The sequence below is a fragment of the Curtobacterium sp. MCJR17_043 genome, from assembly GCF_003224315.2.
Lineage (GTDB): Bacteria > Actinomycetota > Actinomycetes > Actinomycetales > Microbacteriaceae > Curtobacterium.
On the sequence record NZ_CP126259.1, the window covers coordinates 199,687 to 219,375 of the forward strand.

Annotated in this window: 16 protein-coding genes and 6 pseudogenes; 7 read left to right on the top strand and 15 right to left on the bottom strand. The window is 71.7% G+C overall.

The genetic code is table 11. The annotated features are described in order from the left end of the window. Nucleotides 1–2 precede the first annotated feature (2 nt). From DEJ15_RS00985 to DEJ15_RS17275, 4 genes are all read right to left on the bottom strand, one after another. The gene (locus DEJ15_RS00985) at nt 3–743 is read right to left on the bottom strand and encodes an efflux RND transporter periplasmic adaptor subunit (RefSeq protein ID WP_110824290.1); all 741 of its coding nucleotides are present in this window, start codon (nt 741–743) and stop codon (nt 3–5) included. Next, nucleotides 740–2,707 carry a glycosyltransferase family 2 protein gene (locus DEJ15_RS00990; protein WP_258365831.1) on the bottom strand — a complete coding sequence of 656 codons (1,968 nt, stop codon included), beginning with the start codon at nt 2,705–2,707 and terminating at the stop codon, nt 740–742. The genes DEJ15_RS00985 and DEJ15_RS00990 overlap by 4 nt, the downstream gene beginning before the upstream one ends. A gap of 568 nt (nt 2,708–3,275) precedes the next feature. Then, nucleotides 3,276–3,722 (bottom strand): ArgP/LysG family DNA-binding transcriptional regulator, encoded by a 447-nt coding sequence (locus DEJ15_RS17270; RefSeq protein WP_349814772.1) that lies wholly within the window; start codon nt 3,720–3,722, stop codon nt 3,276–3,278. Next, nucleotides 3,634–4,026 (bottom strand): LysR family transcriptional regulator, encoded by a 393-nt coding sequence (locus DEJ15_RS17275; RefSeq protein WP_349814773.1) that lies wholly within the window; start codon nt 4,024–4,026, stop codon nt 3,634–3,636. Before DEJ15_RS17275 ends, DEJ15_RS17270 begins: the two co-directional genes overlap by 89 nt. A 68-nt stretch (nt 4,027–4,094) precedes the next feature. On the opposite strand from DEJ15_RS17275, the gene DEJ15_RS01000 reads away from it, so the two are divergent. Beyond that, nucleotides 4,095–4,766, top strand: coding sequence for a LysE/ArgO family amino acid transporter (locus DEJ15_RS01000; protein ID WP_110824291.1), 672 nt, complete (start codon nt 4,095–4,097; stop codon nt 4,764–4,766). A gap of 247 nt (nt 4,767–5,013) precedes the next feature. On the opposite strand, the pseudogene DEJ15_RS01005 reads toward DEJ15_RS01000, so the two are convergent. The 3 genes and pseudogenes from DEJ15_RS01005 to DEJ15_RS01015 all read right to left on the bottom strand — a co-directional run bounded on the left by DEJ15_RS01005 (nt 5,014) and on the right by DEJ15_RS01015 (nt 8,064). Continuing rightward, a pseudogene (locus DEJ15_RS01005) lies at nt 5,014–6,484 on the bottom strand (APC family permease). A 79-nt stretch (nt 6,485–6,563) separates the two neighbouring features. Beyond that, on the bottom strand, nt 6,564–7,433 hold the full coding sequence (locus tag DEJ15_RS01010; RefSeq protein ID WP_110824293.1) for a Cof-type HAD-IIB family hydrolase: 870 nt from the start codon (nt 7,431–7,433) through the stop codon (nt 6,564–6,566). A 166-nt stretch (nt 7,434–7,599) separates the two neighbouring features. Continuing rightward, entirely contained in the window at nt 7,600–8,064 is a 465-nt protein-coding gene (locus DEJ15_RS01015; protein ID WP_284175415.1) for a hypothetical protein, read from the bottom strand. Between the two features lie 266 nt (nt 8,065–8,330). On the opposite strand from DEJ15_RS01015, the gene DEJ15_RS01020 reads away from it, so the two are divergent. Then, nucleotides 8,331–8,507: a hypothetical protein gene (locus tag DEJ15_RS01020; RefSeq protein WP_284175417.1), complete on the top strand. Its 177-nt coding sequence runs from the start codon at nt 8,331–8,333 to the stop codon at nt 8,505–8,507. 126 nt (nt 8,508–8,633) lie between these two features. Here DEJ15_RS01020 and DEJ15_RS01025 read toward each other — a convergent pair. Beyond that, nucleotides 8,634–9,147: pseudogene (locus DEJ15_RS01025) on the bottom strand (methylated-DNA--[protein]-cysteine S-methyltransferase). Between the two features lie 3 nt (nt 9,148–9,150). After that, nucleotides 9,151–10,762: pseudogene (locus tag DEJ15_RS01030) on the bottom strand (DNA-3-methyladenine glycosylase 2 family protein); the annotation flags it as partial. 349 nt (nt 10,763–11,111) lie between these two features. Between DEJ15_RS01030 and DEJ15_RS01035 the strand changes: the two are divergent. Beyond that, nucleotides 11,112–11,375 carry a hypothetical protein gene (locus tag DEJ15_RS01035; RefSeq protein ID WP_284175418.1) on the top strand — a complete coding sequence of 88 codons (264 nt, stop codon included), beginning with the start codon at nt 11,112–11,114 and terminating at the stop codon, nt 11,373–11,375. A gap of 165 nt (nt 11,376–11,540) precedes the next feature. Here the strand turns inward: DEJ15_RS01035 and DEJ15_RS01040 are convergent, their stop codons facing one another. Next, on the bottom strand, nt 11,541–12,089 hold the full coding sequence (locus DEJ15_RS01040; protein WP_110824298.1) for a type 1 glutamine amidotransferase domain-containing protein: 549 nt from the start codon (nt 12,087–12,089) through the stop codon (nt 11,541–11,543). A gap of 222 nt (nt 12,090–12,311) precedes the next feature. On the opposite strand from DEJ15_RS01040, the gene DEJ15_RS17280 reads away from it, so the two are divergent. Continuing rightward, on the top strand, nt 12,312–13,181 hold the full coding sequence (locus DEJ15_RS17280) for an ATP-binding protein (protein ID WP_349814774.1): 870 nt from the start codon (nt 12,312–12,314) through the stop codon (nt 13,179–13,181). A gap of 32 nt (nt 13,182–13,213) precedes the next feature. After that, a pseudogene (locus DEJ15_RS17285) lies at nt 13,214–13,441 on the top strand (ATP-binding protein); the annotation flags it as partial. A 456-nt stretch (nt 13,442–13,897) separates the two neighbouring features. Here the strand turns inward: DEJ15_RS17285 and DEJ15_RS01045 are convergent. The 4 genes and pseudogenes from DEJ15_RS01045 to folE all read right to left on the bottom strand — a co-directional run bounded on the left by DEJ15_RS01045 (nt 13,898) and on the right by folE (nt 17,040). Then, nucleotides 13,898–14,698 carry an HAD-IA family hydrolase gene (locus tag DEJ15_RS01045; protein WP_284175420.1) on the bottom strand — a complete coding sequence of 267 codons (801 nt, stop codon included), beginning with the start codon at nt 14,696–14,698 and terminating at the stop codon, nt 13,898–13,900. Between the two features lie 53 nt (nt 14,699–14,751). Further along, nucleotides 14,752–15,402 carry a pyrimidine reductase family protein gene (locus DEJ15_RS01050; RefSeq protein ID WP_284176261.1) on the bottom strand — a complete coding sequence of 217 codons (651 nt, stop codon included), beginning with the start codon at nt 15,400–15,402 and terminating at the stop codon, nt 14,752–14,754. Between the two features lie 93 nt (nt 15,403–15,495). Beyond that, complete coding sequence (gene folP / locus DEJ15_RS01055) at nt 15,496–16,422, bottom strand: dihydropteroate synthase (RefSeq protein ID WP_110824302.1); 927 nt, start codon at nt 16,420–16,422, stop codon at nt 15,496–15,498. Next, nucleotides 16,422–17,040, bottom strand: a pseudogene (gene folE / locus DEJ15_RS19245) (GTP cyclohydrolase I FolE). The gene folP and the pseudogene folE overlap by 1 nt, the downstream one beginning before the upstream one ends. Nucleotides 17,041–17,196: 156 nt before the next feature. Between folE and DEJ15_RS01065 the strand changes: the two are divergent. After that, nucleotides 17,197–18,667 (top strand): annotated as a pseudogene (locus DEJ15_RS01065) (NCS2 family permease). A gap of 161 nt (nt 18,668–18,828) precedes the next feature. Here DEJ15_RS01065 and DEJ15_RS01070 read toward each other — a convergent pair. Further along, nucleotides 18,829–19,230, bottom strand: a complete 402-nt coding sequence (locus tag DEJ15_RS01070) for a hypothetical protein (RefSeq protein ID WP_284175421.1) — start codon at nt 19,228–19,230, stop codon at nt 18,829–18,831. 189 nt (nt 19,231–19,419) lie between these two features. Here DEJ15_RS01070 and DEJ15_RS01075 point away from each other — a divergent pair, with 189 nt between their 5' ends. Continuing rightward, a complete protein-coding gene (locus tag DEJ15_RS01075; protein ID WP_110824305.1) occupies nt 19,420–19,683 on the top strand; it encodes a hypothetical protein in 264 nt (87 codons plus the stop codon). The last annotated feature ends 6 nt before the right edge of the window (nt 19,684–19,689 follow it).

Genomic DNA, 19,689 nt, shown 5'->3' on the forward strand with positions numbered 1-19,689 from the left:
GCTCAGATCCCGATCTGACGGAGGAAGTCGCGGAACGCGTCGGTGACACCGGCCAGCCGGCCGTCGTCGCGGAGGTGCAGTGTCGCGTCCACCGGGGTGCCCGGGCTCGTGACCCCGGACGACGGCGACGCCGACAGCTCCGGGCTCTCCACGGACACGGTCGTCTTCGCCTGGCCGTCGGCGTCGGTCACGACGCTGACGTTCTTGACGGTCCCCTCGATCGAGCGGTCGTTCGGCAGGCGCAAGTCGACCGTCGCACCGTCGGTGATCCGGCCGTAGTCGCGCGGGCTGACGAGGAACTCGGACGTGACGAACAGGCTCTTCGCCTTGTGGATCGTGCCGAGCTCCGAGCCGGCCTGCACGTACCCACCGGCTTTCACGTCGAGCTTCGCGACGGTGCCGGAGACCTCCGCCTTGAAGGTGATCAGGCCGTCGGACTCGATCTCGTACGCGCTGGTGGTGGTGTCCGCGCCGACGACGCCCTTCCGGATGTCCTGGGCGAGCTGCAGGCTCTGGACCTGCATGAGCTCCTGCCCCTCGCGGACGGTGTCACCCTCCTCGACGTACTCCTCGGTGACCGTTCCGCCGTAGTCGGTGCCGACGGCGTACTCCTGCGCGGTGATGGCGGCCGAGGCACTCGTCACGGCGCTCCGCCGCTGGTTGAAGACGAGCGTGCAGGCCGCGACGACGACGAGCACGACCAGGATGCCACCGTACAGGCGGAGTCGGTTGGTCCAGGTCATGATGCGACCTCCACGGCCGTCGGGGTGCCGGAGGCGGCGCTGGCGGTGATGACGTCGCGTGCGTTCTGCAGCGAGTCGGGGCGGACGACCTGCGTCCGGAGGGCGGGCGCGGGCTCGAGGCCGGCCGTGGCGAGGACGAAGACCGGAGCGGTGTCCGCGTCACGCTCCTGCCGGGCGGCCCGCCGGTTGACCGACTGCTCACGGAACGCCGTGACGATGAAGGCGCCGAAGATGACCGAGTTCGTGATGTTCCACGCGGTGGCGAGCGTCAGCTGCCCGTTCGACACGTCACGCCAGATCGCGACGACGCTCGTCAGGGACAGGAACACGAAGACGAGCACCTGCGGCACGATGAAGTTGAACGGCGAGGGCGCCCGGCCCCGACCGGCTCCCGTGACGTGCCAGGCCTGCTCCTTCCCGCAGAGCACGTTCCACAGCGCACGGGCGTAGATCGGGAACGACACCGCGGCCAGGAGCAGGGTCTCGTACCGGAACGACCCGAGGGCGTAGAACGCCAGGACGACCTGCATGAGGTAGAAGCCGAGGTAGAACAGCACCCACTCGCCGACCCCGATCGACATGTTCATCGGGCGGAGGTCGAAGAAGATCTCGAGCGGCGGGACGAGCAGCAGCAGGCCGGGGACGATGCCGGTCAGGTAGAAGCTCGCGGTGACGAAGTACTGCAGGCGCTGGTCCATCGTGAGCTTGCGCTTCGGGTTGAACGGGAAGTGCGTGAGCAGGATCTCGAACCCGCCGGTGGCCCAGCGGAGCTGCTGCTTGCTGTACGCCTCGATCGTCTCCGGAGCGTCGCCGACCGCCAGGGTCATCGGGATGAAGACCGACTTCCAGCCGCGCTCGTGCAGGTGCAGGCTCGTCCAGACGTCCTCGGACTTCGAGTCGGTGTGGATGCCGCCGACGTCGTCGATCGCCGCACGGCGGAAGATCACGTTCGTGCCGACGCAGAAGGCCGCGTTGAACCGGTTCCGGCCGGGCTGGATGAAGCGGTAGAACACCGTCTGCATGTAGCCGGCGCCGCGGGAGACGAGGTTGTGCAGGTTGCCGTACGTCTGCGGGGTCTGCACGAACGCGATCGACTCGTCCGCGAAGAACGGGACGGTCTCGAACAGGAAGTCCTTCGCGGGCACGAAGTCCGCGTCGAAGACGGCGAAGTAGTCGCCCTTCGCGAGCGTCAGGGCGTGGTTGATGTTGCCCGCCTTCGCGCCGTTCGAGGACAGCCGACGGACGTACCGGGCACCGAGGCGGTCGGCGAGGGCGCGCACGTCGTCGCTCCGACCGTCGTCGAGGATCCACGTGCGGTGCTCGCCGCGCATCGCGACCGCGGCGGCGACGGTCGCGGCGATCTTCGTCAGCTCCTCGCCGTACACGGTGATGAAGACGTCGACGACGACCCGCTTGCCGCGGACGCGCATCGGCCAGCGGTGGCCGCGCTCGACGAGCCCGTCACGGGCGATCTCGTCGGGGTCGAAGAGCGTGTCCTGGGTGTTGTGGAACGCGAAGTCACGCGGGTCGGTACCGCCGGACAGGATCGTCCACATCGACAGCAGGGACTGCCCGACGAGGACGCTCTCCGCGATGATGACGAGCCCGTAGGGCAGGAAGTCCCCGCGGTTGGCGGGGTTGAGCAGGAACACCGCGTAGGTGACGACGCCGAGCGTCGCCAGCAGCACGATGAGCACCATGACCGGGCTGTGGGCCCGGGTGTCGCGGTTGCGGGCGGCGGCGGGCTGCTCGGTCACGTGGACGACCGGTGCGGCCGGGCGGTCGGCGCCTTCGGCGCCTTCGGGGCCTCGGGCGCCTCCGGCGACGACGCCGCCGGAGGACCGGCGACCGGTCCGGCGACGGGGCTGCCCGTCGGCGGGGACCTCGATCACGGTGCGGTCGTCGGGATCGGTCAGGGGTGCAGAGGTCGTCCGGGGTCGCCGGACGTCCGTGGGTGCGGACATGCGCGTTCTCCTGTCGGGTGTCGGAGATGTCGATCCGTGTGCTCGCGGGGCACGACGGACGACGGGTGTCGGCGACGTCGGCGACAGGATCCGGACGCGGTGGTCCGGCACGGACGGAGGCCAGGGTTCCTCGTCCGGGGCACGGTGCTCGCCGTGGGTGCGGCGTGCACCGGAGGGTCCGCCCTCGGGAGGCGGGACCGTGTTCGGTGGGTTCGGGTCGAGCTGCTGACGGCCCGCGCCGTCAGTGGTGCGATCGTACGACACGACCCGCGACCGCCATGTGACGATCGTGTGAACAGACCCCCCAGGTCAGGGGGCACGGGCGCGGCGCGGCGCTGCTCGTGCGTTCCGCGGACATCGGTCCGCTTGGGCGCGTCACCGGTCCCGCACCGCAGGTCAAGCCGGCCGATGGAGCCGTTCCGCAGCGACCGACCGCACGGCGTCCGTGACGCGTTCGAGCAGTGGTGACGCCGTCGTCCACCGCTGCCACCACAGCGCGACATCGGCCCGCCGCCCCGGGGTGAGCTCGACGAGCGCACCTGAACGAAGCGCGTCGAGGCACTGCGCCTCAGGCAGGAGCCCCCCATCCGAACCCGAGCTGCACCGCGCGCGCGAAGTCGGCGGAGTTCGGGACGTAGTGCCGTGGACCGCGCGGCGCGTGCCCGAGGACCCGCCGGAGGAATCCCTGCTGCAGGTCGTCGTCACGGTCGTAGTCGACGAGCGGTACCCGGTCGAGTCTGGCCGTCATGCGCCGCTCGGTGTCGGCGCCGTCCAGGTACCGACGGACGAAGGACGGCGCGGCGACCGCCCGGTAGCGATCGACGCCGAGCGGGACGGAGGAGCAGCCCTGGACCGGTGCCGCCTCCGCCGTGACCGCCGCCATGACCGTGCCGGAGCGCAGCAGTTCGGCCGTCCGGTCCTGGTCCTCACGGTGCAGGTCGAAGACCACCTCGGTGTCGTGCCGCACCAGGGCGAGGGCGTCGAGGAACCACGTGGCGAGCGAGTCCGCATTCACGGCGAGGGGGGATCGAAGGGGTGTGTCCCGCCCCGTCGGCGCCCGGCATGGCGAGTGCACGCGAGGTCTCCTCGTCGAGCAACCGCACCTGCCGCGCGTGCCGGAGCACGACCTCACCGTCGGCCGTGGGCGTGATCGGGGTGGTCCGCTGCAGCAGCACCCGCCCGACGAGTTGCTCCATCGCCTTGACCCGCTGGGAGACCGCCGACGGCGTGATCGACAGGGTCCGCGCGGCCGCGTCGAAGGTGCCCGTGTCGACGGCGGCAAGCAGTGTCTCGAGGTGGTCGCGCTGGAACTGCACCATGAGCGCAGCTTACGGCGCACCACGATCATGAGCTGTGCTGATCCAGCCCAGCACCGTACGGTTCCCCTGTGACCGCACTCCTCCCCGCTCTCTCCGGCCTCGGCACCGGCCTGGCCCTCATCGTCGCGATCGGGGTCCAGAACACCTACCTGCTGCGGCTCGCGGTCAGCGCGCGTCCGGGTGTGGTGGCGGTCGCGGTGGCCGTGTGCACGCTGTCCGACGCCGCCCTCATCGTCGCCGGGGTGCTCGGTGTCGGCGTGGTGGTCGAACGGGTGCCCGTGGCGCTGCTCGTCATTCGGTTCGTCGGGGCGGCGTTCCTGCTCACCTACGGGGTGCTCGCGGCCCGGCGGGCGCTGCGCCCCTCGGACGAGGCGATCCGGCTCGAGGACCGTGCCGCAGACGACGGCACGCCGCCCGCCCGGCTCGGCGCGGGCCGTCCGGGTGGGCCGACCATGCGGGCCGCGGTCCTGACGATGCTCGTCTTCACGTGGGCGAACCCGCACGTGTACCTGGACACGCTCGTGTTCCTCGGGTCGGTCGCGAACCGACAGGGCGTCGACGACCGGTGGTGGTGGACCGTCGGCGCGGTGGCGGCGAGCTGCCTCTGGTTCGGTGCGCTCGGGTTCGGCGGACGGCTGCTGCGACCGCTGTTCGCGAAGCCGGTGACGTGGCGCGTGTTCGACGCCCTCGTCGCGGTCGTCATGCTCGCGTTCGGCGTGGCCCTGCTGCTCGGCGCCTGACGCCGCCGTGGCAAGGGCCGCCGCGGCGCCGCGGTTCGACGCCCGCGGTTCGGCGCCCGCGGTTCGACGCCCGCGGTTCGGCGCCCGCGGTTCGACGCCCGCGGTTCGGGCCGGTCTGACGCAACGAGAGCCGGATCGAACCACGGAACACCGTGGTTCGATCCGGCTCTCGTTGTGCGGGTCCGGTCGGCGCTGGGTCCGGTCGGCGCTGGGACAGCGACGACCGAGCGCGGGCACCGGGCGGCGGTCAGTGCTCGCCGCGACCGACCCGGCTGTGCCGACGGCTGTAGCCGAAGTAGATCGCGAAGCCGATGACGAGCCAGACGACGAAGCGCAGCCAGGTCTCGACCTCGAGGTTGAGCATCAGCCAGAAGCACAGCACGGCGGACAGGATCGGGATGACCGGGGACCACGGCACCCGGAAGGCGCGCGGTGCGTCCGGACGCGACCTCCGCAGCACGATGATGCCGACCGACACGAGCACGAAGGCCGAGAGCGTGCCGATGTTGATCATGCCCTCGAGGTTCTCGACCGGCGTGAACCCGGCGAGGAACGCGACGATGATGCCCGCGACGACCTGCACCCGGACCGGGGTCTGCGTCTTCGGGTTCGTCACCGAGAACCAGCGCGGCAGCAGGCCGTCACGGCTCATCGAGAAGACGATGCGGGACAGGCCGAGCAGCAGCACCATGACGACGGTGGTCAGGCCGACGAGCGACCCGATCGCGATGATGCCCGCCGCCCAGGGCAGCCCGACGAGGTCGAACGCCGACGCCAGGGAGGGCGCGTCCTCCTGCGCGAGCTGCTTGTACGACACCATGCCGGTGATGACGATGCTGACGCCGACGTACAGCAGGGTCACGATGCCGAGCCCGATGAAGATGCCGCGCGGCAGGGTCTTCTGCGGGTTCTCCGTCTCCTCGGCACTCGTCGCGACGACGTCGAAACCGATGAACGCGAAGAACACCAGGGAGGCGGCGGCGAGCAGGCCGAAGACGCCGTACTGCGCGGGCTCGGACCCGGTGGCGAAGGACACGAGCGACTGGGTCCAGACACTCCCCCTCGGCGCCCTTCGCGGGCTCCGCCGTGGGGATGAACGGCGTGAAGTTGGCGGCCTTGACGAAGAAGGCGCCGACCACGATGACGAACAGGACGATCGCGACCTTGATGATCGTGATCACCGCGGACACCCGGCTCGACAGGCGGGTGCCGAACGCCAGCAGCGCCGTGAAGACGCCGACGATGAGCACCGGCCCCCACGTGAAGCCGATCGGGCCGAGGGCGATCGTGCTCGGCAGCGTGATGCCGAAGACGTCGAACGCGGTGCTGAGGTAGATGCCCCAGTACTTCGCGATCACGGCACTGGCCGTCAGCGTCTCGAGGATGAGGTCCCACCCGACGATCCAGGCGAGCAGCTCGCCCATCGTGGCGTAGGTGAACGTGTACGCGGACCCGGCGACCGGGATCGTCGAGGCGAACTCGGCGTAACACATGATCGCCAGGCCACACGTGACCGCGGCGAGGATGAACGAGATGATGACGCCGGGTCCGGCGAAGTTGGCGGCGGCGTTCGCGCCGACCGAGAAGATGCCGGCACCGACCGCGACGGCGATCCCCATCGCGGCGATGTCGAACGTCCCCAGCGAGCGCTTGAGCGAGCGCCCCTTCTCGTCGGCGTCGGCGAGCGACGCTTCGATGGACTTGGTGCGGAGGGCCATGGGACGTTCCCGTCATCGGAGCAGGCGGACCCCGGAAGGGTAGTGGTGTACCACGAGCGTCCGCAAATGGTGGCGCCGGTCAGGCGGTCCGCCACTCCCGCAGGAAGCGCGCACCGGCCTCGTCGTGGATGACGCCCTCCGGCGCGGTCAGCACGGGGTACGGCGTCTCCGGGACCCCGTCGGCCGGCCGGACGTCGACGTGGGCGACCCGGTGTCCGTTCGCGTGCAGCCAGTCCGCCATCGCGTAGTCACTCCGGGAGTCGCCGACCGTCCGCCACTCGAGTGGCAGGGCCCCGTCCTCGGCCAGGAGCTCGAGCGCACGCTCGGCGCCCAGGTCCTTGCCGCTCCGGTCGGACTCGATGTCCGTCGAGATGATCGTGGGGTCGACGCGCCAGTCCACCGCACCGTGCTCGTCCGGTCGCACGTCGTCGAGTCGACGGGCGCCGAGTCCCCGCCGCTCGAGCGCTGCCATCGCCTGCGCGTCGAACGCCGGCTGCCGGGCGAGGTAGGCGGCGTTGTCGACCTCGACGAGCTGCTCGATCGAGACCATCGCGCGCTTCGTCTCGTCGAAGAACACCAAGTCGGCGTACTCGTCCCGGACCAGGTCGCGCATCTCGTCGGCGAAGTCGCGCGGCAGGGCCAGGTCCTCGGCGACGGTGAGCTCACCCATGCCGTCCGGGAACTGCGGTCCGATCGAGCACCAGACGGCGCCCTTCTCGCAGATCGCGTGCACGCGACCGCCGGCCGCGAGACCTCCGGCGAGGAGCGGTCCGACGACCTGCTCACGGATGAAGGCGTCGCTCCGGCCGGTGTTGAACACGACCGGGATGCCCTCCGCGGCGAGCGCGACGAGGTCCTCGATGATGCTCGGGATCGCGATCGTCCGCGAGAGCGGGCTGGCGATCGGGCCGTCGACGTCGAGCAGGAGTCCGAGGCGGGGTGCGTTCACCCGTCCATCCTGGCGCAGGACCGCGCCGTGCAGCGCAGACCGTGCGGCTCCGACCGTCCGGTGCGACTCCGGCTGGTCAGTGGTGCTCGGGCTGGTCAGTGTTGCTCGGGCTGGTCAGTGTTGCTCGGGCTGCGTTCGCCGAGGAGGAACGCGTCCACGGCTTCCTTCAGGACGACGGGGTCCGGCACGTGCCCCTGCCCCTCGAGGACCACGGACGTGGACCCGGGAACGCTCTCGACCACCGCGCGGGCAGCCCCCCCCGGGCCCACACCGCGCCCGCGGTGCCGGCCGCGACGAGCACGGGGACGCCGATCGCGGCGAGCACCCGCTCGGGCACGACGAGCCCGCCGAGGACCCGGACGTCGCGACCGAGGACGCCGGCGTCGGCGAGCAGCGCCTTCCAGAGCTTCGGCTTGAGGGGCACGGCGGACACCTGGAGCATCGGCACCCCGAGGACGCGGGTCAGGTACGCACGCACCGCGGCAGCCCGTCGTCCGCCGGCGATCATCTCGTCCAGGCGGTCGGCGAACAGGACGTCGTCCGCCCGGGCGTCGGCACTCGCGCGGTAGGGCGGCTCGTAGAGGACGACCCGACCCACCGGGACCCCAGCGGCGACGGCGTGCAGGACCACGGCGGCCCCCCACGCAGATGCCGAGCAGGTCGACCGGTCCGTCGGCGTCGGCCACGACCGCTGCGAGGTCGTCGACCTCGCGCTCGACGGACCACGGCCGGGTGTCGCCGCTCTGCCCCCGACCGCGCCGGTCGTACGTGACGACCCGGTAGCGGTCGGAGAACGCCGCGACGACGGCGTCCACGTACGGGGTGCCCCGGTGGTCGAAGGCGCCGCCGACGAGGACGAGCACGGGTCCCGAACCGCTCGACGAGACCGCGATCTGCGTGCCGTCCGCAGACGTCACCGATCGTCCGGTGCTGGTCGTCATGGCGTCCTCGTTCGTCCCCGACGTCGTGTGGTCCGTCCCCGGGCGGATGGCACTGGTCGGTGCCACCCACAGCTCGGGCGACGCTGATCTCGGCCCCCGCTGGTCGTGGGCCACGCCGTCGTCGCGAGTCTGACAGGCGGAGCCCCGAGAGTCACCACCCGCGTCCTGGGGGGAGCGCTCTGTGATCCCTGTGGACGGCGGCACGTTTCCTGTGGACGACAGCACGGCTCCTGTGGACACCGGTGCCGTCAGACGCGGGTCAGACCAGCGCGTCGACGCCCACGGACTCACGTTCGAGCAGGGCGCGCTTGACGTCGAGTCCCCAGGCGAAGCCGCCGAGGGAGCCGTCCGAGCGCAGGACCCGGTGACACGGGACGAACAGCGCCGGGGCGTTCCGGGCGCAGACGCTCGCCGCTGCCCGGACGGCATCCGGTCGACCCATCGCGCTCGCGAACGCGGTGTACGTCAGGGTCGACCCGGCCGGGATGTCCCGCAGCCGCCGCCACCCCTCCGTGAACAGGTCGGTCCCGACCTGGTGGACGGGCACCTGCATGGCGTGGTCGGTCTCCCCCCGCGTAGTAGGCGTCGACGGCATCGGCCGCGGCGACCCGTCCCTCGAGGACCCGCTGAGGCCGGTGTCGCTCGGCGATCCGGGCGAGGACCCGCACGACGTCGGCGGTCCACCCCGAGGCGAGGACCCGACCGCGGTCGTCCTCGAGCACGGTGAAGGGTCCGTCGGGGGTGGTCAGGGTGGTGCAGACAGCGTCGGTCATCGGGGGGTCCTTCCCGGAGGTCGTGGAGGTCGCAGCGGTCCGGTCCATCGCGCGATCGACGATCGGCCGCCAGCAGTGCATCGTCAGGTAGCTCCGCCAGGGGGGCCACCCGTTCCGACCATAGGGAGAGCTCACGCGCCGTCCCGGGCAGCCCGAGTTCCTGTGCACCGTTCCGGACGGCGAGGTCACTGTGGAGGAACAGATCGGGGTGGTGCCGCACCCGCAGTGCGACGTAGTCGGCGGTCCACGGCCCGATCCCCTTCACGGCGAGCAACCCCGATCGCAGGTCGTCGAGGGACTGGCCGCCGTCGACCACGAGCGACCCGTCGGCGAGCGCCGCCGCGACGCGCATGATCGTGTCGACGCGGGCAGCGGGGCCACGGAGGACCTCACGACCACGCTCGGCGACCACTGCGGCGCGCGGGAACGTCCGCGCGACGGCCGCACCCGGCACGAGCGCCTCCGGCACGAGCGCCTCCGGCACCGGCGTCCCGAGCGCGGCGACGAGCCGGGTCTGTGCGGTCCGCGCCGCCGCGACGGACACCTGCTGCCCGATGAGGGTGCGGAACACGACCTCGTGCGGGTCCACCGCCCCGGGCAACCGCATGCCGGGGACGCGGTCGACCACCGGTGCGAGTGCGGGCACCGCGGCGAGCGCGTCGTCCACCGCCACCGGGTCCGCGTCCAGGTCGAAGAGCGCCCGCACCCGGGCGACGAGCGTCGGCAGGTCGGACAGGTCGGTCAGGCGCACGAGCAGGTCGAGGCCGACGCGACCCCTGCCTCGCGGTGCCGTCCCACGACGACGGCCGGACCGCGACCCGACCCCGTCCTCGGCCGCGGCGGACGCGCGGAACCAGGCCGGGCCTCCCGGCAGGTCCAGCACCCGACCGTAGGACGTGACCCGACCGTCCGCCCCGGTCCCGACCTGCTCCATGCCGGGGAGCGCGTGCAGTGCATGCCACTCGAGCAGGCCCTGCACGTCGAAGGGCGGCCGGGCCGGCAGGTGCACCCGCAGTGCCCCGTCGGACCCGGGCGCCGAGCGCCGGTGGGCACGGAGCTCGGTCGGCGTGAGCGCGAAGACCTCGCGCACGGTGTCGTTGAACTGGCGGATGCTCGTGAACCCGGCGGCGAACGCGACGTCCGCGACGGGCAGGTCGGACCCGGTGAGCAGCGTCCGGGCGGTCTGCGCCCGGTGTGCGCGGCTCAAGGCCTTCGGGCCGGCGCCGAGCTCCTCGGTCATGATGCGGTTCAGTTGCCGCTCGGAGTACCCGACCCGGCGGGCGAGGCCGGGCACGCCCTCCCGGTCCACGACGCCGTCGACCACGAGGCGCATCGCGCGACCCGCGACGTCCTCGCGCAGGTCCCACTCGGGGCTGCCCGGGGTCGCCTCCGGCAGGCACCGGCGGCAGGCGCGGAACCCGGCGAGGTGCGCGGCGGCGCTCGTCCGGTAGAAGGTCACGCCGGTCGACCGCGGGGTCCTGGCCGGACAGCTGGGTCGGCAGTAGATGCCGGTGGAGTGCACGGCGGTGACGAACTGCCCGTCGAACCGGGCGTCCCGCGAGGCCGCGATGCGGTACCGCTCGTCGTGCAGCGCTCCGGCTCCGGTCGTCGTCATGCGGTCAGCCTGACACGGGCCGACGACAGCGGACTGGCGGAGATCGGACATCGCAGCGGGCGGGGGCCGGGGTGACGGGGCGACGGCCGGCCGGGAGGCACGACTACCGTCGTGCGCATGGGTCCCGGTTCCGACACGGTCGCGTCCGACGCGCTGCCGCATGCCCGCGAGGTCGAGGTCGTGATGCTCCTCGCCTCCCGGCGGCACCGCTACGAGGGACGTCCGGCCGACGGTTCCGCTCCTCCGCAGCCGGGGGGAACGGGAACTCCGGGAACGGATCGACCTGCGGGCCGGACTGGGCATCGTCGGCGACCGCTACTTCGCGGCCCGGGCGCACGTGCACGCGACCGTGACGGTGATCGGCGTCGAGGGACTCGAGCAGGTCGGCCGCGAGCTCGGCACGTCGATCGACCCGTCGGCGACCCGGCGGAACGTGTTCCTGCGGGGCGTCGACGTCGAGGCCCTGCACGGCGAGCCGTTCTCGCTCGACACCGGCGACGGGCCCGTGCGCTTCCGCGGGTACCGGCCGGCGAACCCGTGCGCGTGGATGGACACGCAGGTGGCACCGGGGGGCGTTCCGCGCGATGCGGGGACACGGCGGGGTGCGGTGTGACCCGGAGTCCGACGGCGTGCTCTCCCTCGGCACGGCGGTGCTCCGCACGGCCCACCCCGTCCCGGACCCCTGACCGCGACGAGGCGGCCGCGACATGCAACGTGGACGGCACCGAGCAGCGGAACACCGCTGCCGGAGACCGCCCACGTCGCGCCCCGGGAGGGGTCAGACGAGCGCTGACTCGATCGCGTCGACGAAGGCCGGCAGGTCGTCCGGCGTGCGCGAGGTGATCACGGTGCCGTTCGTCGTGTCGACCTGGACCTCCTGATCGACCCACTCGCCGCCGGCGTTGCGCACGTCGGTCTGCAGCGACGGGAACGACGTGATCGTGCGACCCGGCAGGACTCCGGCCTCGACCAGGGTCCACGGGCCGTGGCAGATCGCCGCGACCGGCTTGCCCGCGTCGACGAAGGCCTTCACGAGCCCGACCGCGGTGCTGTCCTGGCGGATGGTGTCGGCGTTGATGGTGCCGCCCGGGACGACGAGCGCATCGTAGTCGCCGGCGGAGACGCCGTCGTAGGTGGTGTCGGTGTCGACGCTCTTGCCCGGGTCCTTGTCGCCGACGAGGGTCTCGATCGAGCCGGACTCCTTCGCGGCCACGGTCACGGTGGCTCCACGCTCACGGAGCTGGTCGGTGGGGACGACGATCTCGTCCTGCTCCACGCCGTAGTTCGTCGCGATGACGAGGATCTTCTTGCCGTCGAGGGCTGCCATGGTCACTCCTTCCGCGGACCGGGGTCTCCGGGACCGCGCACACCACGGTCGTCGCCCCGCGCTGGACGCGCTCGCAGTGCGCAACCGACGCCCAGCGAGGGGTGCGCGGAGCGGACCGGAGCAACGGAGCCGTGCAGTGGTGACTCGTGGAAGTCCGCCGCCTTTGCGGGTAGTTTGGGGGAAGGCAGAAATTCTCACCGACCCCAAATGGGAAGCAAACTCATGGACGATCTCGACGGCCTCCTCGAGCAGATCCTCGCCGGACGGGCCGAGGCGAACGACCTCGAGTCCGAGTCCGTTGACTTCAAGCGAGAGCAGAAGTCGCAGCAGGACACGGCGAACGACATGGCTGACGCTGCTGCGTGCTTCGCCAACGCAAACGGCGGCACTATCGTCCTCGGCGTGGCCGACAGGGGAACCGGCCGAGACGCGTTCCTCGGCACCGCACTCGATCCTCAGTACCTCCGACGACGCATATACGACGTGACGAAGCCCTCGCTCGACGTGAGCGTCCGACCGCTCCAGTTCGCGGGCGTACAACTCCTGGTCATCGAAGTCCGCGAAGGTCTGGAGGTCTACTCATCCCGGCTGAAGATGCCGTCCAAGCGGGTCGGACACCAGTGCGAGCCGATGAGCACTGCCCAAGTGAGTCGCCTCGATGACGACCGTCGCGGCGGCGACTGGAGCGCGGCGAGTGCTGGGCGCCCCCCTCTCCGACGTCGACCGCGACGCCGTCGATGCGCTCCGGTTCTACGTCCGCCGAGCGGCGAACGAGTCGCTCCTGACGATCTCGGATGCGCCTCTCCAGGATCTCGTCGGAGCCTTGGGACTGCTGCACGAGAGAGGGGACCTGAACAGAGCAGGGGCGATGCTCCTCTGCGGTCCCGACGACGGGCGCGAGGTGCTGTCGTACCAACACCGGATCTCGGCCGGAGGAGAGACAGACCTCGGACGTCGATGGAACGGGCCGCTCCTGGTCGCGTACGCCGAACTGATCGCACTCCTGGAAGCACGGATCGGGACGACTCCGGTCAACCTGCGATCTGGTCAGCAGGTGCAGATCGAGGACTACCCGCTCGCGGCCGTTCGTGAAGCCGTGACGAATGCGCTGATGCACGGAGACCATCGCGACCGTCGGCCGATCCAGGTGGAGCACTCGCCCCAGGCGCTCACCGTCATGTCGCCCGGCCCCCCTCGTACCCGGGATCTCGCCGGAGAACATCCTCACGCACCCTCCGAAAGCGCGCTTCCCGGCTCTGGCGGACGCACTCCGGTCGCTGGGGCTGGCCGAGAAGTGGGGACAGGGTGTGGACCGGATGTTCCGCGAGATGATCCGGAGTGGGCGTTCCGTCCCCTTGGTGAGCGTGCGCACGGGAGACGAGCCGGAGACGATCGTGCAGCTCCTCGGCGGACCCCCCGAACACACGGATCACGAAGTTCGTCGCGGACCTTCCGGAGCAGGACCAGAACGACACAGACGTCCTGCTCCTCGTCTCCTACCTCACGACGAACAGGACCGTCACGGCGGCCAAACTCGCGCAGGTCGTCCAGCGACAGGTCGATGCCGCTCAGAGCCTGCTCACCCGGATCGCGAACGACGAGGCGGGGTTCCTGGAGCCGACTGCCGGCACCAAGAACGCGCGTCATCCGACGTACCGGTTCCGTGGAGCGTCGATCGCTGCACTCGGTCCGGCGATCACGTACCAAGCGCGGCCCGACACGGACCGCGCGAAGAAGGTCACCGACCACGTGCGCGAGTACGAGACGGTCAACAACGCCACGGTGCAACGGATGTTCGACGTCGACGTCTACGCGGCGAGGGACATCCTCCGCGACCTCGTCGATCGGGATGTGCTGACCCGGGTGAGCGAGCAGCGGCGTGGCCCAGCCGTGAAGTACGGGCCGGGCCCGTCCTTCCCCCCAGAAGCAGACCGGCAGGAGGGCGCGCTGATCGTCAGCCGCGGATCCGGAATCCGTCGCCCTCCGGCGTGACCGAGATCCCGTCGTACCCCGTGATGCGCGGGAGGTCGGGGGGCCACGTCGGCGGCGAGCACCCCGACGGCGACCGTCGTCGCGCCGGAGGCGACCGCAGCCTCCAGGCCGGCGGGCGCGTCCTCGAAGGCGAGGCAGTCCGTGGCGGCGAGCCCGAGCAGGGCGGCCCCGCGGAGGTAGCCGTCCGGGTGCGGCTTGCCGTGCTCGACGTCCGCGGCGGAGACGAACGCGTCCGGGACGGGCACGTCCGCGGCCCGCATCCGGTTCACGGCGAGGTCCCGCGGAGCGCTGGTGACGAGCGCCACCGGCACACCGGCGTCCTGCAGCCGTCGGACGAAGGCGCCGGCACCGGGGACCTCGACGATGCCGTCGGTGTTCTCGACCTCGTCGTTCACGAGTTCGAGCGCGACCCGGCGCTGCTCGTCCGGGGACAGGTCGGGCAGGAACCGCCGGATCGTGTCGATCGTCTGACGGCCGTGCGAGAAGGCGAGGATCGTCTGCGGGTCCAGGTCGTGGTCGGCGCCGAACCGTCCCCAGGCACCCTCGACGATCGCGGTCGAGTCGACGAGCGTCCCGTCCATGTCGAACAGGACCCCGGACACCACGACGTCGATCACGTGCCGACCCTACCGCCGGCCGACCCCGGGAGGCCGTGGCGGTCGTGCTGCCGTCAGCGCGCCCGGACGTACCTCGTGAGCAGCACGTCGCCCGCCCCGCGCAGCACGTGCGCCAACCGCATCCGCCGCAGCTCCGGGGACGAGCCGTGGACGATGCGTCCGCCGGCCCCGCCCTCGAGCGACGGGTCGATCGACAGGCACAACTCGTCGACCAGGTCCGCCGCGACGAGGGACCCGAGGAACGACGGACCGCCCTCGCAATGGATGCGTGCGAGGCCGCGGTCGACGAGGGCAGCGCGGACGAGCACCGGGTCGACCGAGTCCTCGCCGCAGGACACGACGTCGGCCACGGCCTCGAGGGCCCGGCGGCGCTCGGGGTCGGCTGCGGAGGTCGTGAGCACGATCGGCCGGACGGGCGCCTCGGTGAACACGCGGGACGCCGGGTCGAGGCCGAGCGACCCCGTGACGATCGCGAACACCGGGTGGTCTGCCGTCCCGCGCGCCCGGCGCCAGGCCACGTCCGGGTCGTGCAGGACCATCGGCCCGTAGCCCTCGTCGCGCACGGTGCCCGCGGCGACCAGGACGACGTCGGCCGCTCGCCGCAGCAGGTCGAACACCCGGAGGTCGTCGGGGCCGCCGAGGGAGCCGGACCTCCCCGCCGCCGTGGCGGAGCCGTCGAGCGAGCTGACGAAGTTGACGCGCAGCCAGCCGCCGTCCGCGGCGCCCCCCGGCGCCGTCCGTGTAGACGGCGAGCAGGTCGTCGTCGGACAGGTCGTCGACGGAGCCGGGCAGGTGGGTCACGTGTTGTGCCTCGCTTCCAGGGGTTCCCGCCAGCCGAGGACGGCCTCGACCATGCGCATCGCGTCGACGGCCTCGGGGACGTCGTGCATCCGGACGATCCGCGCGCCGAGCAGCGCGCTCATGGTCGCGGCGGCGAGGGACCCGGGCAGCCGCTCACCGCGCGGTCTGCCGAGGGTCTCCCCGACGAAGTCCTTGTTCGACACCGCCGCGAGGACGGGGTAGCCGAGCGCGACCACCTCCGGCAGGCGCCGGGTCAGCTCGAGGGTGTGCACGGTGGTCTTGTTGAGGTCGTGCCCGGGGTCGATGACGATCCGCTCCTCGGGGATGCCCGCGGCGAGCGCCCGGTCGACCCGGAGTCGGAGGAACGCCGCGACCTCACCGGCGACGTCGGCGTACTGCGGCTTCGGGTACTCCTGCCGGGGTGCGGCGAGCGAGTGGGTGATGACGACGGTGGCGTCCGAGTCCGCGACGACCTCGGCCATCCGCGGGTCCGCCAGCCCGGTGGTGTCGTTCACGACGCTGGCACCGGCGGCGATGGCGGCGGCGGCGACCTCCGGCCGGAAGGTGTCGACGCTGATCGTGACGTCGGACTGCTGCGCGACCTGCTCGACGACGGGCACGACGCGGTCGATCTCGTCCGCCGCGGACAGTTCGGGTCCGGGCGCGAACTTCACGCCGCCGATGTCGACCCAGTCGGCGCCCTGCTCGGCCGCGGTGACGGCGGCCGCGACGGCACGGTCGAGCGCGAAGGTGCGGCCCTGGTCGTGGAAGGAGTCCGGGGTGCGGTTCACGATCGCCATGACGGCGATGCGGGAGTCGAAGTCGATCGTGCGGCGGCCGATGGTGCGGACCGGGGCGCGCAGCTCGGGGACGACCCAGCCGGAGGGTCCGGACGGGAGGCCCGACGCGGGTCCGAGGCGCATCAGGCGTCCGTCCCGTGGCCGGCGTCGGCCGCAGCGGCCGTCCCGTTCCCGGTCCCCGCACCGATGAGCGCGATCGCCTCCGCACGGCCGGCGGCCTCGGACAGGATCCCGCTCGCCGCGACCGTCACGGTCGTGGAGCCCGTCTGCCGCTCGCCCCGGGTCGTCACGCACTGGTGCTGGGCGTCGAGGACGACGAGGACGCCGCGCGCCTCGAGGCCGTCCTGCACGGCGGCGACGACCTGCTCGCCGAGGCGCTCCTGCAGCTGCGGACGCGAGGCCAGGGCCTCCACCACCCGCGCGAGCGTCCCGAGGCCGATGAGCCGCTCCCCCCGGCGCGTACGCCAGGTGCGCGGTCCCGAGGAACGGCAGCAGGTGGTGTTCGCACACCGACCGGAACCGGATGTCCCGCACGACCACCAGGTCGCCGCGCTCCCCGTCATCGGCGGGCACCGTGCCGTCCCGGGCGATCTGCGTCGCGTCGAGGTCGAGCCCGTGGAAGAACTCCGTGTAGGCGTCCGCGACCCGCTGCGGGGTGCGTTCGAGTCCTGGTCGGTCGGGGTCCTCGCCGATGCCCGCCAGCAACTCGCGCACGGCGGCCTCGACACGGGCACGGTCCATGCGCTGCGTCACCCGCTCATCCAACACCGGTCACGCGGTGCGGTCCTGACCGGAGAACGCGGTGACGTACCCCGTTCTCCAGGAACGGGCCTCCCGGCAGGACTACCATCCCGTCGCGACGTGCCCATCGGTGCGGCCGTCCTCTAAACTCCACCGGTGAGCGCCCCGCAGACATCCAGCCCGCCCCGGAACAGCGTCGCATCCGGTCTCGACCGCTTCTTCTCCATCACGAAGCGCGGATCGACCATCCCGCGCGAGGTCCGTGGTGGCGTCGTGTCCTTCGTGACGATGGCCTACATCGTCATCCTCAACCCGCTCATCCTGGGCGGCTTCAGCGCCGACCAGGCCGCCAAGGACGTGAGCGGCGGATGGCTCGAGAACGCTCAGGTGGCCGCGGCCACCGGCCTCGTCGCGGGCCTGATGACCATCGCGATGGGCGTCATCGCGAACCTGCCGTTCGGCATCGCGGCCGGTCTCGGGATCAACTCGTTCCTGGCCGTCAGCGTCGTGCAGCAGGTGACGTGGGCCGAGGCGATGGGCCTCGTCGTCATCAACGGCGTCATCATCGTGCTCCTGGCCCTGACCGGGATCCGGACGCTGATCTTCACGGCCGTGCCCGCACAGCTCAAGGCCGCGATCACCGTCGGCATCGGCCTGTTCATCGCGTTCATCGGGCTCGTCGACTCCGGGTTCGTGCGCTCGTCGGGGCTCGCGTCGCCGCCGCTGCAGCTCGGCGAGGACGGGTCCGTCGGGGCACTGCCGACCATTGTGTTCCTCATCGGTCTGGTCATCATCGGCACGCTGATGGCCCGCCGCGTCAAGGGCGCGCTGCTCATCGGCATCGTCGCGACGACCGTCATCGCGATCATCCTGCAGGCCGTGTTCCAGGTGCCGACGTCCGTCGAGTCGAAGACCGGCTGGAACCTCAACGCCCCGGGGCTGCCGAGCGCACTGTTCGCCCTGCCCGACCTGTCCCTCGTCGGCCAGTTCGACTTCGGCGCCTTCGCCCGGATCGGCCCGCTCGCAGCGTCGATGCTCGTCTTCACGCTCGTCTTCACGAACTTCTTCGACGCCATGGGAACGATGACCGGCCTGGCGAAGGCCGCGGGGGGTCGCGGAGCAGGACGGGACGTTCCCGCGCCTCCGTGCCGCACTCGTCGTCGAGGGCGCCGGCGCGATCGCCGGCGGTGGCGCCTCGGTGTCGTCGAACACGGTGTTCATCGACTCCGCGTCCGGCATCGGTGAGGGCGCCCGCACCGGCATGGCGTCGGTCGTCACCGGCCTGCTGTTCCTGGCGTCGATGTTCCTCACGCCGCTGACCCAGGTCGTCCCGCTCGAGGTCGCCGCCGCCGGGCTCGTCGTCGTCGGTGCACTCATGGTCGCCCAGGTCGCGGACATCGACTGGACGGACTTCGGGTCGGCGCTGCCGGCGTTCCTCACGATCGTCGTCATGCCGCTGACCTACTCGATCGCGAACGGCATCGGTGCCGGCTTCATCAGCTGGGTCCTCATCAAGGCGCTGTCCGGCAAGGGCCGCCAGGTCTCGTGGCTGCTGTACGTGGTCGCCGCCGGCTTCCTGCTCTACTTCGCACGCGGTCCGCTGGAGTCGCTCCTCGGCGTCGGCTGAGGTCCGGCCGCGGCGCCGATCGCCGCACCGGCGCCGATCGGCCGGCACGACAGGAACCGGCCCACACCACGGACGTCCGTGGTGTGGGCTGGTTCCTGTTGTGCGCTGTCGGTCCGCGCTGCGCCGATGTCCGCTGACGCCGCTCGGCCGGGAGGCGCGGATCAGTCCGGCAGGTCGGCCGGCGTGGCCTCGTGGTGGGGCAGGCCCGGCGTCCGCCGGTCCTCCTTCATGCTCGCCTCGAACAGGTGGCGCCTGCCGCCGACGAGCTGCTCACGCGCGGTCCGCTCGAGCTCCTTCGCGGTGGCGTAGTAGCCGTCGTCGTAGTCCTCCATGATCTGGAACGTCCACCGCCCGGCGATGACGTTCCGCCCGACGAGTTCGGTGTCGATCCGCTCGGCGAGCTCGGTGTGCCCGGCCTTCCGCAGCTGCTCGACCGCCTCGCCGATGTTCAGGTCGGCGGTGCCGGTCAGTCGGTGGAAGCCGTAGAGGAGTCCGCGCGCGTGTTCGATGACCTCGATCGCCGCGGAGAGGCTGCCGAGCGCCTCGACGGTCGCCTCGGACACCCCCCTCGGGGACCTGGTGTGCGGAGTCGGGACCCTGCCCGTCGTCGTTCGTCATGCTGCTCGTCTACACGACCGCTCCTCGCGTCGTCCTGGGCGTGCTCGGAGGACGAACGCGGCACGCCGGGGCGCTTGCAGCTGTCGGAGGGCCGACCTAGCATTCGAACACACGTTCGAACGAGGAGGCTCCTGATGATGATCGTCGACACCGCTGCCACCGTGTGGTGGACCGGCGGCGCACCCGCCCGACTGGTGTGGCTGGGCCGGCGCTGGCGCGTCTCCGACGTCCCGACCCGGCTGACCACGACGCCGACCGACCTGCCCACCGCGATCACCCACGCACCCGAGCGCACCGCCGGGTGGCGCTTCCAGGCGACGGCCGAGGACGGCGAGACCCTGGTGGTCGACATCGTCCCGGACGCCGACGGGTGGAGCGTCGCCCGGACGTGGACGTGATCGTGG